17 protein-coding genes are annotated in these 13,772 nt (G+C 38.4%); 14 read left to right on the forward strand and 3 right to left on the reverse strand.

All coding sequences use genetic code 11. From position 1 onward, the window contains the following. The first annotated feature begins 144 nt into the window (after nt 1–144). Complete coding sequence (locus B3P23_RS14565) at nt 145–771, forward strand: methyltransferase (protein WP_293927428.1); 627 nt, start codon at nt 145–147, stop codon at nt 769–771. A gap of 21 nt (nt 772–792) precedes the next feature. Here B3P23_RS14565 and B3P23_RS14570 read toward each other — a convergent pair whose 3' ends face one another. After that, entirely contained in the window at nt 793–1,560 is a 768-nt protein-coding gene (locus tag B3P23_RS14570; RefSeq protein ID WP_293927430.1) for a methyltransferase domain-containing protein, read from the reverse strand. A 412-nt stretch (nt 1,561–1,972) separates the two neighbouring features. Here B3P23_RS14570 and B3P23_RS14575 point away from each other — a divergent pair, with 412 nt between their 5' ends. Next, nucleotides 1,973–2,416 carry an Hsp20/alpha crystallin family protein gene (locus B3P23_RS14575; RefSeq protein ID WP_094772482.1) on the forward strand — a complete coding sequence of 148 codons (444 nt, stop codon included), beginning with the start codon at nt 1,973–1,975 and terminating at the stop codon, nt 2,414–2,416. A gap of 50 nt (nt 2,417–2,466) precedes the next feature. Here B3P23_RS14575 and B3P23_RS14580 read toward each other — a convergent pair whose 3' ends face one another. Further along, nucleotides 2,467–2,907, reverse strand: a complete 441-nt coding sequence (locus B3P23_RS14580) for an acyl-CoA thioesterase (protein ID WP_260948883.1) — start codon at nt 2,905–2,907, stop codon at nt 2,467–2,469. A 164-nt stretch (nt 2,908–3,071) separates the two neighbouring features. Here B3P23_RS14580 and B3P23_RS14585 point away from each other — a divergent pair, with 164 nt between their 5' ends. The 4 genes from B3P23_RS14585 (at nt 3,072) to B3P23_RS14600 (ending at nt 6,762) form a co-directional block, all read left to right on the forward strand. Continuing rightward, entirely contained in the window at nt 3,072–3,551 is a 480-nt protein-coding gene (locus tag B3P23_RS14585; RefSeq protein WP_260948885.1) for an RNA polymerase sigma factor, read from the forward strand. Further along, a complete protein-coding gene (locus tag B3P23_RS14590) occupies nt 3,541–4,191 on the forward strand; it encodes a hypothetical protein (protein WP_094772484.1) in 651 nt (216 codons plus the stop codon). Before B3P23_RS14585 ends, B3P23_RS14590 begins: the two co-directional genes overlap by 11 nt. 97 nt (nt 4,192–4,288) lie before the next feature. Continuing rightward, nucleotides 4,289–5,944 (forward strand): ABC1 kinase family protein, encoded by a 1,656-nt coding sequence (locus B3P23_RS14595; RefSeq protein WP_260948889.1) that lies wholly within the window; start codon nt 4,289–4,291, stop codon nt 5,942–5,944. Nucleotides 5,945–5,973: 29 nt separating this feature from the next. After that, on the forward strand, nt 5,974–6,762 hold the full coding sequence (locus B3P23_RS14600; protein WP_281046936.1) for an SDR family oxidoreductase: 789 nt from the start codon (nt 5,974–5,976) through the stop codon (nt 6,760–6,762). Nucleotides 6,763–6,845: 83 nt separating this feature from the next. On the opposite strand, the gene B3P23_RS14605 is transcribed toward B3P23_RS14600, so the two are convergent. Then, nucleotides 6,846–7,739: a helix-turn-helix domain-containing protein gene (locus B3P23_RS14605; RefSeq protein WP_293927443.1), complete on the reverse strand. Its 894-nt coding sequence runs from the start codon at nt 7,737–7,739 to the stop codon at nt 6,846–6,848. Nucleotides 7,740–7,951: 212 nt separating this feature from the next. On the opposite strand from B3P23_RS14605, the gene B3P23_RS14610 reads away from it, so the two are divergent. The 8 genes from B3P23_RS14610 to B3P23_RS14645 all read left to right on the forward strand — a co-directional run bounded on the left by B3P23_RS14610 (nt 7,952) and on the right by B3P23_RS14645 (nt 13,741). Continuing rightward, nucleotides 7,952–8,566 (forward strand): flavodoxin, encoded by a 615-nt coding sequence (locus B3P23_RS14610; RefSeq protein ID WP_293927446.1) that lies wholly within the window; start codon nt 7,952–7,954, stop codon nt 8,564–8,566. An 80-nt stretch (nt 8,567–8,646) separates the two neighbouring features. Continuing rightward, the gene (locus tag B3P23_RS14615; protein WP_293927449.1) at nt 8,647–9,081 is read left to right on the forward strand and encodes a nuclear transport factor 2 family protein; all 435 of its coding nucleotides are present in this window, start codon (nt 8,647–8,649) and stop codon (nt 9,079–9,081) included. A gap of 81 nt (nt 9,082–9,162) precedes the next feature. Beyond that, nucleotides 9,163–9,417, forward strand: a complete 255-nt coding sequence (locus tag B3P23_RS14620; protein ID WP_293927452.1) for a carboxymuconolactone decarboxylase family protein — start codon at nt 9,163–9,165, stop codon at nt 9,415–9,417. Between the two features lie 36 nt (nt 9,418–9,453). Further along, nucleotides 9,454–9,906, forward strand: coding sequence for a carboxymuconolactone decarboxylase family protein (locus tag B3P23_RS14625; protein WP_293927455.1), 453 nt, complete (start codon nt 9,454–9,456; stop codon nt 9,904–9,906). Between the two features lie 179 nt (nt 9,907–10,085). After that, nucleotides 10,086–11,069: an aldo/keto reductase gene (locus B3P23_RS14630; protein ID WP_293927458.1), complete on the forward strand. Its 984-nt coding sequence runs from the start codon at nt 10,086–10,088 to the stop codon at nt 11,067–11,069. 182 nt (nt 11,070–11,251) lie between these two features. Beyond that, nucleotides 11,252–12,166 carry an alpha/beta hydrolase gene (locus tag B3P23_RS14635; RefSeq protein WP_293927461.1) on the forward strand — a complete coding sequence of 305 codons (915 nt, stop codon included), beginning with the start codon at nt 11,252–11,254 and terminating at the stop codon, nt 12,164–12,166. 24 nt (nt 12,167–12,190) lie between these two features. Beyond that, on the forward strand, nt 12,191–13,249 hold the full coding sequence (locus B3P23_RS14640; RefSeq protein ID WP_293927464.1) for an alpha/beta hydrolase: 1,059 nt from the start codon (nt 12,191–12,193) through the stop codon (nt 13,247–13,249). Nucleotides 13,250–13,258: 9 nt separating this feature from the next. Then, a complete protein-coding gene (locus B3P23_RS14645) occupies nt 13,259–13,741 on the forward strand; it encodes a (R)-mandelonitrile lyase (RefSeq protein ID WP_293927467.1) in 483 nt (160 codons plus the stop codon). Nucleotides 13,742–13,772 lie beyond the last annotated feature (31 nt).

Here is a 13,772-nt window from a genome sequence, read left to right on the forward strand (position 1 = left end):
AATATAGTGTTATTTTTACACTAAGCAAAAGTTTTTTTTATTTTTTTTATCCTGTTGCTTTTATCATGATAGGCGTTTCTAATTATTTTAATTGATATATCGCGATCATGTCGTATTTTAGATCTATTCAGCGTAGTAATATTTATGAATAAAAAAATAGAAAATCCCTCGGTGGATCAACAGTTGAATTCGACTTTAGACCCAGCATATTGGAATTCAAAATGGCAAGACAATCAAATCGGTTGGGATATTGGATATGCTTCTCCAGCGATATGTGCCTATATGGACCAGTATCCAAATAAAGATGCTCAGATCCTGATTGCAGGCTGTGGCAATGCGTACGAAGCCGCATATCTACTTGAGCATGGTTTTAAGCATATCACTTTAATTGATTTTGCTCCTGAGGCAATCAAAAGGGTCGCTGCTAAATTTGCAGATCATGCAACAGTAAACGTGGTCTGCACAGATTTTTTTGAACATGAAGGGCAATATGACCTGTTGTTGGAACAAACCTTTTTTTGTGCTATTGCGCCAGATCGGCGTGCCGACTATGTACAAAAAGTATCCTCCTTGCTCAAGCCAGATGGTAGGCTCGTCGGTGTACTTTTTGATCAATTATTTGCAAATCCAGGTCCTCCATTTGGCGGAGATCTTGTGTCCTATCAAAAACTATTTGCTCCTCACTTTATATTACAGACCATTGAAAAGTGCTATAATAGTATAAAACCCAGAGCAGGTAAAGAAGTTTTTGTTAATTTTTTGAAAAGATAATCCGTGAATAGCATCATTGGATTATGGTTTTCTCCCATACAGTAAAAGTCGCTTAAAAGCATATAAAGCAGGAAATTGAGAAAATTTTAGTTCAATACGTTTTTTATATTCAGCAATAAATTCTTCCTTTTGATCGCCCTGCAATCGATCCATATAAGGAATTAAGGCAGATCCAGATATAAAGTCCAATAGATCTTGTGCATGTTCTGCTAGGATTGGGTAGACCTTTTGAATGATCTGCATGTGGGTCAGTCCGCCATGAAACATGATCGTGGCGTATTCATCGATGCTCAGCATCGGCGATTCTCTTTTCCAGCCCTGTAAGTAACTTTTAAAAGGCTCTTCATCGACCAGTTTCAATAAGATTTGATTTAAGACGTTATCCGATTGCATGGGCATTTGAATAGCTATTTGACCGTGCGGATTCAGTAGTGCTATCAACTTTGGAAATAGTACATCATGCTGATCGGACCATTGTAAAGCAGCATTGCTGAATATCAAGTCCCATTTTTCCTTACTGTCCACGACATCTTCGGTCGCAGCCTGTTTAAAGGATAATCTGTCGTGCACAAATTGTTTCGACTCTGCAAGCATAGCTTCAGAAGAATCAACACCTGTAAATTGTGCCGTTTTAAGCTTGCTTGCTAAAATAGAAGTCTGTTCGCCGGTACCGCAACCGATATCGATCGCATGTTGTTGTTGCTCTGGGGTAATGAAAGCAATTAAATCATAGAAAGGTTGATATCGGATATCTTTAAACTGATTATAAATTTCGGGATTCCAGTTCATGTTTTGCAAATTATTTTTGACCAATGTACAGATACCTTCATAAAATAAGGGAGGGTTTTCCAGATCTAAGAATTCACCATACCATCATTATTTCCTCATATGTGTACCACTTCCATTATAAGTTTGAAAATCAATTTTTGTTTTTTCCGCAATACTATTTCCATTACAATGAACATAAGATCGTTGCTCGCAAGCATGAAAGAAATGCTTTATATATATAGTGAGGGCATTGATTAGTAGGTTGTTGTCATTTTTAGGAATATAATGAAATGACAAAATGTCTTTTTAGAAAATATTTTTAAGACATTTTGTCTACATTGGGTTGTTTTTATAATTTGGTATGGGAATTGAAATATGCTTATAAATTGATATAAAAAAAATAATACATAACTAATAAAAGGAGGATAAAAAAATGGCATTAATTAAATTTCCAACAAAAAGTTTGAATACAGATTCTGTAAATCCATTTGTAAGTACAGTATTTGATAATTTGTTTAATGATTCTTTTATTTCAGATCGATTAATCTCTCGCGTTCCTGCGGTTAATATTTCTGAAACAGAAAAAGCGTTTCGTATTGAACTAGCAGCTCCAGGATTGTCGAAGTCAGATTTTAAGATCAATGTGGATAAAAAAATTATCACCATTTCTGCAGATAAAAAAGAAGAATCAGTAAGTGATGAGAAATTATTTAGTAAAAGAGAGTTTAATTATACCTCTTTTTCAAGATCCTTTGCATTGCCTGAAACCGTAGATCACAGTAATATTGATGCGCTGTATGAAGACGGTGTACTCGTAGTGACAGTAGGTAAAAAAGAAGATTCAATTGTAGCAAAACGGTTAATAGAAGTTAAGTAATAGGTGTTTATTAAAAAAAAGCTTGCAGGATGATTTCTGCAAGCTTTTTTTTATGCGTTTATTTCTACGTAATCGTCCGACTTTGGTATTTTCTTGATAAAATGACTCCATTCATTTGGGATTGGGGTTAACTTTCTTTTTTCTAAATCTAACCAGGCCCCATCCACAATTACGGTAGCACTTTTGGTGCCATCGGCTTTAAATACAACATGTCGGAATGAAAAACGACTGTTCGTTACATTATATTGCGTCAATTCCACTTCAACATAGATCTCCTCGTCAAGATGAATTTCTCTATGATAAAGTAGTTCTTCTCTAAATAAAATGGGGCCGATTTGATGGATAGCAAATTGATTAAGCGATAATCCGATCCCGTTTAGCATATTGCTTCTCGCTTGAGCACAAAAATCTGCATAAGCAGAATGGCGTAAATGTCGATTTGGATCGATTTGGGCCCACAGTACCTGACCTCTAAAAAATACTTTATCCATATGATGATATTTTTTTGATTTAAACTAAAGTAGTGAATAAAATAATATTATTTTCATAGCTGTATTGTAACATTTGACAAAATGCTGCACTAATCCTGTATAGTATATTTTTTTAAGGCAAAGAGTCTAAATAGTTAATGGTAAAGCCAGACGAACAACAATTTTTGAAACAAATAGAAAAAAATAAAGGTGCTATCATCAAAGTGTCGCGTATGTATATGGACAATTTGGAGGATCAGCAAGATTTATTTCAAGAAATTGTGATGCAGTTATGGCGATCATATGGTTCTTTTCGACAAGAAAGCTTGTTCTCGACCTGGTTATATCGTGTCGCTATCAATACCGCCCTCATGTACTTCAAGAAAGAAAAAAGAAGACCAGATCAGCACGAGTTGACTTTGGATATTGATGTGGAAGAAGAGTTTGATACAGAAAGAAAGGAAGAGCAGCTGCGTTATTTTTATCAGGCTGTGCAGCATATCAATCCCGTAGAAAAAGCATTGATTTTTCTATTTTTGGAGGGGCAAAGCCATCGTGAGATCGCTGTCAATCTCGGTATCTCTGAAGTCAATGCGCGTGTAAAATTGAATAGAACAAAAGAAAAGTTGCAACAGATTATTAAAACACAAGGTTATGAATTTTGATGAATTAAAAGAACAATGGAATAATCAAACTGAAAATAATTTCGAGGTTGATCCCAATCTTAGTCACTATAAATCAGTGGGAAGTATACTTGTGAAATTAAGGAAGAATATAAAGACGGAATTTATATCCTGGCTATGTGCGATTATTTTTTTATTGGTATTACCCAATTTAGAAGTGTACCAGATTACCGGATATGCGAAGGTCGCCTACTATTGCATCTTATTCCAGATGTGTCTATCCAGTATGTTTTATTATAAAAAGTTTTTCTATTTCTATAAATCGACCAAACAGTTTGAACTGTTGAGCTCTCGGGAAAATTTGCTGAAATTATATTACGATTTAAAGTTTTCTATCGAAACCTACAAGATGTCATCCTACTTGTTATTGCCGCAGGGTCTCCTGATCTGTTTTATTTTTTTCTCGCTCGGTCACTCTGCAGAGTGGGTGGATAAGATTTATCATTTCGGAGAAACCTGGAAAAATGATTCGTCTTTTATTATTTTCTTGGTGCTAGGGATTTTTGCAGGTTTAGTTTCTTTAGTTATTTGCATTGAGTCTATGAGTTACTATTATTATGCTAAATATTTAAAGATGATCAAAAATAATATAGATGCTTTGGAAGAAGAGGTGGAACTTTAAAAAATACTTTTAACACGTTGATGACTGATCATGTTGCAATAAATTAGATATGTAGGCAGGGTTTTTGTAACTTGAAGAAATTATCGAAGATGGTTTTATGATGCAGAATTCAGCTAAGAAATTACAACGAAGTTCCCATATTATTAGCGTGCTAGCGAAATATGGCTTTCGTGATATATTAAATAGACTTCCTTGGAATACCAATAAAACTTCCTTAGAAATCGGGATAGATGTCACAAACATCTCGGTTTATAGACGAATTCGTATGGCTTTAGAAGAATTGGGCCCTGCATTTGTTAAATTGGGCCAATCTGCCTCCACACGAGAAGGGCTATTACCTCAAGAACTGATCGAAGAATTGCGATTCTTAGAAGATCGTGTCGACCCCTTTACCATAGATATCAGAAGCTATATAGAAGAAGAACTGGAAATCAATTTTGATGAACATTTTTCAGCTATAGAGCCAGAACCCTTTGCTGCGGCATCTATTTCTCAAGTCTACAGGGCAAAACTGATCGACGGTCAAGATGTGGTGGTAAAAGTGAGAAGACCTCAGGTTGATGAAGTCCTAAAAACAGACTTGTCCCTCATGCGAGATATCGCCCGCATATTAGTGGGGTACAGTGAACCGCTACATAATCTCAACTTACCTTTGATCGTTGATTCCTTTGCTGCGACTCTAATACAGGAGATTTCTTTATTGAATGAGCGATATAATATCGAACGATTTGCTAAAAATTTTAAGGGCAATGATAAAATTACTGTACCCAAAGTTTACCCTCAGATAAGTTCCGATCGGATTTTGACCATGGAGTTTATAGATGGTGTGAAAGTGACCGATAAGGATCAATTGAAGTCCATGGGCCTGGATCTGGAAGAGATCGTAGATAATGGTATCAATCTTTATTTGGAACAAGTGATCGTACATGGTTTTTTCCATGGAGATCCTCATCCCGGTAACTTAATGGTGCTCCCCAATGGAAAACTGGCCTTTATTGATTTTGGAAATATGGGCAAATTGTTGTCTATCGACCGACAAAACTTAGAAGAATTTATCCAAGCTGCGGTTTCTTCCAATGCTGTCCATCTCGCAGACACCATAGAAGATGTTGCTATTGTAAGTAGTATTCCCGATCGTGCCCGTTTTGAACGCTCGTTATATGAGATTTTTGACCTTATTGATAATGTTTCGTTAGGCGATATCAGTCTAGAGTTTTTATTTGATAAATTATGGGCGATCATAGGTGATAACCGGCTTTATTTTCCAGAATACATCTATCAATTAATCCGTGGTATATCATTGATGGAGGGTATCGGTCGCCAGCTCAATCCGCATCTAAATATCATGAAAAGTATCAAGCCATTTGCCAACCGTATTATGCGGGAGCGGATGGATCCGAGGTACCTGTTTGAAAAAGGAAAAAATAAAGCTTTTTCATTTGTTCGTGATATTGAAAAACTACCGGACGATCTCAGAAGTTTATTTAGACAGATCAAACTCGGTAATTTTACCCTCAATCATCATTTGATCAGCGCCAAGTCTTTTACTCAAATATTGAGAAAGGGAGTCAATCGCATTGTCATCGGTATTATGGTTTTATCCCTCAATATGCTGGCTGGGATGGTTATAATAGCACATGTCGAACCCAAATTTTTAGGCATTCCCATCTGGGCATGGGTATTTTTAGCAACTTCTTTTTCGCTGTCCATTTACCTATTTGTCGCCATGGTCCGTGCCAAAAATCGAGACTAGTTTATATCAGTTTGAAATGAAAAAATAATATGATAGATATCAATTTAGAAAATAAAAAAGCATTAGTTGGAGCAAGTTCTGGAGGAATAGGCTGTGCTATTGCGCAGCAACTCGCCTTACATGGCGCTTCGGTCACCCTAATGGCTAGAAATGAAGATAAATTAAAAATAGCATTAGCCACCTTAGATCGCAGTAGGGGACAGACACATCGTTATCTTGTTGTTGATTTTAATAATTTCGAAGAATATAAGATCGCCATATCTCATTATTTTAATGATCATGTGGTTGATATTTTAATCAATAATACCCATGGACCAAAAGCAGGGACCATTGCTGCACAATCCTTAGAAGACTATCAGCGTGCGTTTGATCTGTTGTTTAAGACACATTGTTACACCACCGAGTTAGCATTGCCCCATATGAAAAATAAGGGATTTGGTCGTATTATCAATGTATCCTCGTTGACAGTAAAAGAACCGATGTCCAATCTGGTTTTGTCCAATACAGTCCGTACAGCATTGATGAGTTGGAGTAAATCATTGGCAAAGGATGTCGCTTCAAACCATATTACGGTGAATAGCATATTGACAGGTCTTTTTGATACCGCGCGTATTCAGTCGTTGACACAGATGGATGCCGACCGTCTCGATATTTCATACGATGAAGCTCTGGCTTTGCGGTTGAAGCAAGTGCCGATGAATCGATTGGGTAAACCAGAAGAGTATGGTTACCTCGTAGCTTTTATCTGTTCTCAATATGCCAATTATCTCACCGGATCAAATATCCCTTTGGACGGCGGGATGTTAAATGGCTTTTAAAATAAATTTTTAGTAAATAGACATCAAGGATTAAAATAGATAAAACGATTGTATGTAATGCTTGACAATCGATTTTTTTGTCATCAATTTAAATTCCGATACTCAACAGGCGTAACGCCTGTTTTTTGTTTAAAAAGTCTAGTAAAATGTTGTGGATATTTAAATCCCAAATCATAGGCAACCTCACTGATCGATTTAGAATTGTCAAAAATTCGTTCTTTCGCCACATTGATCACTTTGGATTGAATATATTCTTGTGCAGACACTCTCGTTTCTTTTTTAATCAGATCGCCAAAATAATTAGAAGATAGGTTCAGCTCTTCAGCGCACCAAGAGACAGACGGCAAACCGATGTTTTGAGGCTTATCAGAAGAAAAATAATGATCCAATACTTGTTCAAAACGCTCCAAAACCCCCTTATTGACATTTTCTCTTGTAATAAACTGGCGATCATAAAATCGGGTGCAATAATTCAAGAACAATTCAATATTTGATACAATTAATTGCTTGCTATGTTTATCAATAGCGTGCTGCAACTCATATTCAATTTTGGAAAAGCAATCCTGGATAATCTTTCTTTCCTGTTCCGTTAAATGCAGTGCCTCATTCACCCCGTAAGAGAAAAAATGATAATCGCCTATGTTTTTTCCTAGTGAAGTACCGGCAATTAAATCAGGATGGAAAACCAAAGCAATGCCTTGTGGCTGATAATATTCATCCTTATTTTCCCCAATAACTTGTCCTGGAGCAAGAAATATCAAGGTACCCTCCTCATAATCGTAATGATCCAATCCATAGCGTAAATCGCCGCAATGTATTTTTTTGAGAAAGACGGTATAGAACTCATAACGAAGTCGTTTGAGCTTTCGTGGTTCAGCCTTATCCAGATCAACCACGCTTACCAGCGGATGCAGTGTTTCATTATTATTAAAGGCATTATATTCCTTAATATTTCTGAAGTTGATAATATCTTCCATTACTCAAATGTTTAATTTCGATAGACAAATTTACAAAATCATTCCCCGTGTTTTGTGCTAGTCTATACATATCAGTGATTTTGGTAGGTAAAACCGTAATCCGTATAAGCAGTAAGTTAATAATTACGGACAACTTTGTACTACCATAGTTTGAGAGCGTGATCTCAGGATGCAAATTATATAATCGGATGACAAATAAAAGGAACTGGAAGATGCAAATAGTACTTTTAATAGCGATGGTCTTGATCTCCTGCACTTCTGCGCAGCGGAAAGAGATCAATACTGGCCGATCATCAAATATAAAACCCGAAAAGACATTAATTGTTTATTTGTCCCGAACCAACAACACCAAAGCCGTTGCCGAAATTATCCAACAAAATGTAGGTGGCAACTTGGTTGCTTTGGAACTGGAAACACCGTACCCCGAACATTATCAGACAACGGTAAAGCAAGTAGCCGAAGAAAACAGGATAGGCTTTCTGCCTCCCCTCAAAACGAAGATTGACAACATTCAAAAATACGAGGTGGTCTTTGTCGGTTTTCCAACGTGGGGAATGCAGTTGCCTCCACCGGTAAAAAGCTTTTTAAATCAATATGATTTAAGCGGTAAAAAAGTAATTCCGTTCAATACCAATGCCGGCTATGGTATCGGCAGCAGTTTTCAAATGGTAAAAAAATTATGCCCGAACAGTGAGGTATCCGACGGCTATACTGTTAAGGGTGGTGCTGAACGAGATGGGACTTTATTTGTAATGGAAGGCGAAAAGGAAGTGGAGGTTCATACACAAGTAATGAAATGGCTGCATACAATTGGTTTGGTTAAATAATCTTTGACTCCTTGGTGCCCTAAGCCGTAGATCTTTGTAAAAGCCAAAAGATAAAATAAATACTTAAAAAACAGATAAATATGAAAACAATTATTCTCGGATTATTCATCATCGTTATGAGTGCACAAACTGCATTTTCACAAAGTACTCCGCAAGAGCAGGAAATCATTAAACTATCCAAAGACAAGTGGCAATGGATGGCAGACAAAAATGTAGATACGCTGACAACCTTATTTCACGAAAAATCTGTCTTTGTACATATGGGCGGAGCATGGGGGAAAGAGCGTGAAATAGATGTCATTAAAAGTGGAGGTATTTGGTACAAAAAGGCAGATATACATGACGTATCGGTCAATATCATAGGAAGCACAGCGATTCTCCTGAATAAGATTACATTATTAGCAGTGGTAGGCGGAAATGAAGTAACTAACCCTTTTATGGTGACGGAGGTATATCAGAAACAAGCAAATGCTTGGGTGTTGCTGTCTCTGTCATTTACAAAATTATTACAATAAGTGATTTTGGTAATTAAAACAGTGATGGGTATAAGTCAATTATTTTTTATATTCCGAAATTTGTATAGTAAATAGAAAAAAATGAAACAATTTAAAATAATCGGTCTTATAGCCATACTAATTGCCATCTCATGGTTTACCAATCCCTTAAAAGCACAGCAAATGGCATTAACAACTAAAAGTTTAAACCTGCAAGAGCAGAGCATTATTACCATTTCCGCATTGACTGCAACAGGCGATTTGAATAAACTAAAAACAGCCTTAAATACAGGGCTTGAAAATGGACTTACCGTCAATGAAATAAAAGAAGTACTGGTGCACACCTACGCGTATTGAGGATTTCCACGCAGCATCAGGGGGTTGCAGACTTTTATGGAAGTCATGGATGGGCGCAAGGCTAAAGGTATTAAAGATAAAATTGGTAACGATGCTTCGCCCATTGATATTACAGGCAGTAAATATGTACGAGGTAAAAAGATTTTAGGCGAACTGACCCAAACCCCACAACCAGATATGCTTTCAGGCTATTCAGCATTTGCACCGACCATAGATACCTTTTTAAAAGAACATTTGTTTGCAGATATTTTTGAAAGGGATATATTGAGCTACGTACAAAGAGAATTAGTTACAATTTCGGTACTAGCAGGCATCGGAAAAGCAGAACCTATGCTCAAAAGCCATCTGATCATATGCCTGAATGTAGGCTTAACGCAGGAACAGCTACAGCAGTACGTAGAGGTGCTGAAAACAACCCTAGCAAAAGAAGAAGCGCAATCAGCGCAAACGGTCTTAAATGGAATACTTCAAGATTATCAATCAAAATAAGACACCATGGACAATGTCCATATTGAACACGGAGTTGAAATGCGTATTTTCAGTTTTTTAGGTAACAGCGACATTCAAACGGTAGGCGCCAATAAAGTTTGTTTTTCAGCCAACTTGACCCCGGGATGGTAAAATGGCTGACAAGTCCCAAACTTACCCAATAAAATAAATAAAATATTATGCAAAAAAGAACATTAGGAAATAGCGGTTTAGAAATATCAGCATTAGGTTTAGGCTGTATGGGTCTAAGTTTTGGCTACGGGCAACCTACAGAAAAAGACAAAGCTGTAAAACTCTTGCGTTCCGCTTACGAGCAGGGCATTACTTTTTTTGATACAGCGGAAGCCTACGGACCATACACCAACGAAGAACTGTTGGGCGAAGCTCTTGCTCCGTTCCGTAATGATATAGTGATTGCAACTAAATTTGGATTTAAAGACGGCAAGCCCGACTTGGGAATGGACAGCCGTCCCGATACGATAAAAGCCGTTGCAGAAGCAGCATTGAAAAGATTAAAGACAGATTACATTGATTTGTTCTATCAACATAGAGGAGACCCCAATGTACCGATTGATGAGGTTGCAGGAGCAGTAAAAGAATTAATTCAGGAGGGCAAGGTCAAACACTTTGGATTGTCTGAAGCTGGAGCGGAAACGATACGTAAGGCGCACGCTGTACAACCAGTGACCGCTTTACAAAGCGAATACTCGATGTTCTTCCGTGAACCCGAAAAAGAAATTATTCCTACTTTGGAAGAACTGGGGATTGGCTTTGTTCCGTTCAGTCCATTGGGTAAAGGCTTTCTAACTGGCACAATAAGCAAAGACACAACCTTTGGAAAAGACGATTTCAGAAGTATTGTGCCTCGTTTTCTTCCTGAAAACATAGCCGCCAATCAGCAATTGGTTGATTTGGTGCGTGCAATCGCCAAAGAACATAACGCGACACCTGCCCAAGTGGCATTGGCATGGCTTTTGGCACAAAAGCCGTTTATTGTTCCGATACCAGGCACAACTAAATTAAGCCGTTTACAGGAAAATATCGGCGGGGCAAACCTTGTTTTATCTCCCGATGAGCTGAACAGGATACATACCACATTAGATACCATCAAGATTTCGGGCGAACGTTATCCTGCGCATTTAAAGGCAAGAGTTGGAAAATAAATGATAAAAATATGAAACAGATAACCTTATTACTGATAACAATGGCTATGGCAGTAGGCGTAAATGCGCAAAACAAGAAACCTAAAAGCAAACAAAGCCCACTGGTTATTGAGATGCAAGGAAGTTTTGCGGTTGGCGGCACCATGCTGGCTGCAGCAGGAAACTTCGAGCTCGCTAATGCGATGAAACCCGAAGGCCAAACGCTTCACGGCGACCACGCTTATGTTTTCTATCAAGTTCCGACGAAAGCCCATCAATATCCATTAGTATTTTTACACGGTGCTGGTCAGTCAAAAAAGACGTGGGAAAGTACACCCGATGGACGGGAAGGTTTTCAAAACATCTTTTTGAGAAAGGGTTTCGGAGTATATCTCATTGATCAACCTCGACGGGGCGAGGCGGGTAAGAGTACCGTTGAGGCAACGATCAAACCGACACCCGATGAGCAGTTTTGGTTTACACAATTCAGGATTGGCAATTATCCTCATTACTTTCCCAATGTGCAGTTTCCACAAGACAAAGCCTCTTTAGAACAGTTTTATAGACAAATGACCCCTAACACAGGACCTTTCGATGCCCAGGTTGTCACAGATGCTGTATCACAATTATTCGACAAAATTGGCAGTGGCATTTTAGTCACACATTCACAGGGATGCGGTGCGGGTTGGCTCACGGCCATAAAAAATGACAAGGTCAAAGCGGTGGTAGCTTATGAGCCTTATAGCGGTTTCGTATTTCCACAGGGAGAACTGCCAAAACCTATCCTGTCAACAGGGCTTTTCGGCGCTTTAAACGGTGTGGAAATACCCTTGGCCGATTTTGAAAAGCTGACTACAAAGCCTATCGTGATTTACTATGGCGACTACATCGCTCAAGAACCGACTTCTGTATGGAACCAAGACCATTGGCGTTCGGGTCTTGAAATGGCAAAACTTTGGGCAGAAACGATCAACAAACACGGAGGCGATGCCAAAGTGGTGCATCTTCCTGAAATGGGGGTCAATGGCAATACACACTTTTTAATGTCCGATCTGAATAATGAACAAGTAGCTAATCTGATGGCAGATTGGTTGAAAGAAAAAGGGCTTGACAAATAATATTCACCATCAAAGCTTAAGACAATGAAAAAAATATCATTAATAATCGCACTAGCAACAATAACATTTATGCATATAGCAAATGCACAAAGTAGTCAAAAGAGATACGAACAAAATCCTTTTACATTGGTATATAACGGAGCCATAACCAAAAATGAAAAAGGCAAAGTAAATATTCACCCTGTTAGCTATAGACTAAACGGGATAGATATAAAAGCCAATGTTTATACGCCGGCCAGCTACGATGCTTCAAAGAAATATCCTGCAGTAGTAGTCGCACACCCTAACGGTGGCGTCAAAGAACAGACTGCCGGGCTTTATGCACAGCAGTTAGCAGAGGCAGGCTATGTGACCATAGCGTTCGATGCAGCCTATCAGGGAGCAAGCGGCGGAGAACCTCGTCATACCGATAGACCTCAATACCGTACCGAAGATATACGCGGGGCAGCAGATTTTATAACGCAATACAAAGGCGTTGATGCCAACCGTTTAGGTGTATTGGGGATCTGTGGCGGTGGCGGTTATACATTGAAAGCTGTCCAATCAGACAAACGTTTCAAAGCAGTGGCCACATTAAGTATGTTCAATTCAGGTGAAGTTAGACGAAACGGTTTTATGAATTCACAAGTGAACACTGTTCAGCAACGCATCAAGCAAGCATCAGATGCCCGTGCACAGGAAGCCTTAGGTAGTAAAATCCTACTTTCAGGTGTGGCAAGCGTCACCGATGAGGAAATCGCACAAACCCCAACCGATTTGTACCGTGAGGGCTTTGAGTATTATTACAGGACCCACGCACATCCCAACTCTACTTTTCTCTACACCACCAGTAGCCTGATGGATTTAATGACTTGGGATGCCACCGACCAGATTGAGTTAATCAATCAGCCTTTGCTGATGATTGTAGGAAGCAAAGCCGATACAAAATATATGACAGACGAAGCCTTTGCCAAAGTTACCAATGCCAAAAACAAGGAATTGGTTTTGATTGATGGAGCAACGCATATACAGACCTATTGGAAACCAGAATATGTATCACAGATAACAAGTGAGCTGATAAAATTTTATCAGGCAAACCTATAAGCAATGATCATGAAATATAATTTGATAGCTATCCTGTCGGTTGTAGCGATGCTACTATGTACAGCGTGCAGCAATAATCAGAAAATGGAAGAAACAAAAAAGCAAAGTGAACCTGTTTTCGCTAAAGGCGAAAAGGTCACCAACAATAATTTTACCGGAACGGTTTGGCTAAACTATCTGGTCGAAACCGATACCACCCATCATGTAAATATCGGTTCCGTTACTTTTGAACCTGGTGCTAGAACAAACTGGCACTATCACAAAGGCGGTCAGATACTTTTGGTGACCGAGGGAACAGGGATGTATCAGGAAAAAGGAAAGCCAATTGAAATCATCAAAAAGGGAGAGGTAGTAAAATGTCCGCCCAATATAGAGCATTGGCATGGAGCAACACCGACCGATTCAATGACACATATTGCCATAGGAACCAATACCAATATTGGTGGTGCTGTTTGGCTTCAACCTGTGACAGACGAGGAATATAAACAATAACCAGATCCGTATAATAATAAAAATAGCCTTT

This window comes from Sphingobacterium sp. UBA6320 (assembly GCF_002440335.1).
Classification (GTDB): Bacteria; Bacteroidota; Bacteroidia; order Sphingobacteriales; family Sphingobacteriaceae; genus Sphingobacterium.

Excerpts from the sequence above, each read along its gene's own strand:
- B3P23_RS14620 (WP_293927452.1), top strand. The coding sequence starts at position 9,163 with ATGAAACAATTTAAAATAATCGGTCTTATAGCCATACTAATTGCCATC.
- B3P23_RS14630 (WP_293927458.1), top strand. The coding sequence starts at position 10,086 with ATGCAAAAAAGAACATTAGGAAATAGCGGTTTAGAAATATCAGCATTA.
- B3P23_RS14595 (WP_260948889.1), top strand. The coding sequence starts at position 4,289 with ATGATGCAGAATTCAGCTAAGAAATTACAACGAAGTTCCCATATTATT.
- B3P23_RS14570 (WP_293927430.1), bottom strand. The coding sequence starts at position 1,560 with ATGAACTGGAATCCCGAAATTTATAATCAGTTTAAAGATATCCGATAT.
- B3P23_RS14635 (WP_293927461.1), top strand. The coding sequence starts at position 11,252 with ATGAAACCCGAAGGCCAAACGCTTCACGGCGACCACGCTTATGTTTTC.
- B3P23_RS14565 (WP_293927428.1), top strand. The coding sequence starts at position 145 with ATGAATAAAAAAATAGAAAATCCCTCGGTGGATCAACAGTTGAATTCG.
- B3P23_RS14605 (WP_293927443.1), bottom strand. The coding sequence starts at position 7,739 with ATGGAAGATATTATCAACTTCAGAAATATTAAGGAATATAATGCCTTT.
- B3P23_RS14590 (WP_094772484.1), top strand. The coding sequence starts at position 3,541 with ATGAATTTTGATGAATTAAAAGAACAATGGAATAATCAAACTGAAAAT.
- B3P23_RS14615 (WP_293927449.1), top strand. The coding sequence starts at position 8,647 with ATGAAAACAATTATTCTCGGATTATTCATCATCGTTATGAGTGCACAA.
- B3P23_RS14610 (WP_293927446.1), top strand. The coding sequence starts at position 7,952 with ATGCAAATAGTACTTTTAATAGCGATGGTCTTGATCTCCTGCACTTCT.
- B3P23_RS14575 (WP_094772482.1), top strand. The coding sequence starts at position 1,973 with ATGGCATTAATTAAATTTCCAACAAAAAGTTTGAATACAGATTCTGTA.
- B3P23_RS14625 (WP_293927455.1), top strand. The coding sequence starts at position 9,454 with ATGGAAGTCATGGATGGGCGCAAGGCTAAAGGTATTAAAGATAAAATT.
- B3P23_RS14640 (WP_293927464.1), top strand. The coding sequence starts at position 12,191 with ATGAAAAAAATATCATTAATAATCGCACTAGCAACAATAACATTTATG.
- B3P23_RS14600 (WP_281046936.1), top strand. The coding sequence starts at position 5,974 with ATGATAGATATCAATTTAGAAAATAAAAAAGCATTAGTTGGAGCAAGT.
- B3P23_RS14580 (WP_260948883.1), bottom strand. The coding sequence starts at position 2,907 with ATGGATAAAGTATTTTTTAGAGGTCAGGTACTGTGGGCCCAAATCGAT.
- B3P23_RS14645 (WP_293927467.1), top strand. The coding sequence starts at position 13,259 with ATGAAATATAATTTGATAGCTATCCTGTCGGTTGTAGCGATGCTACTA.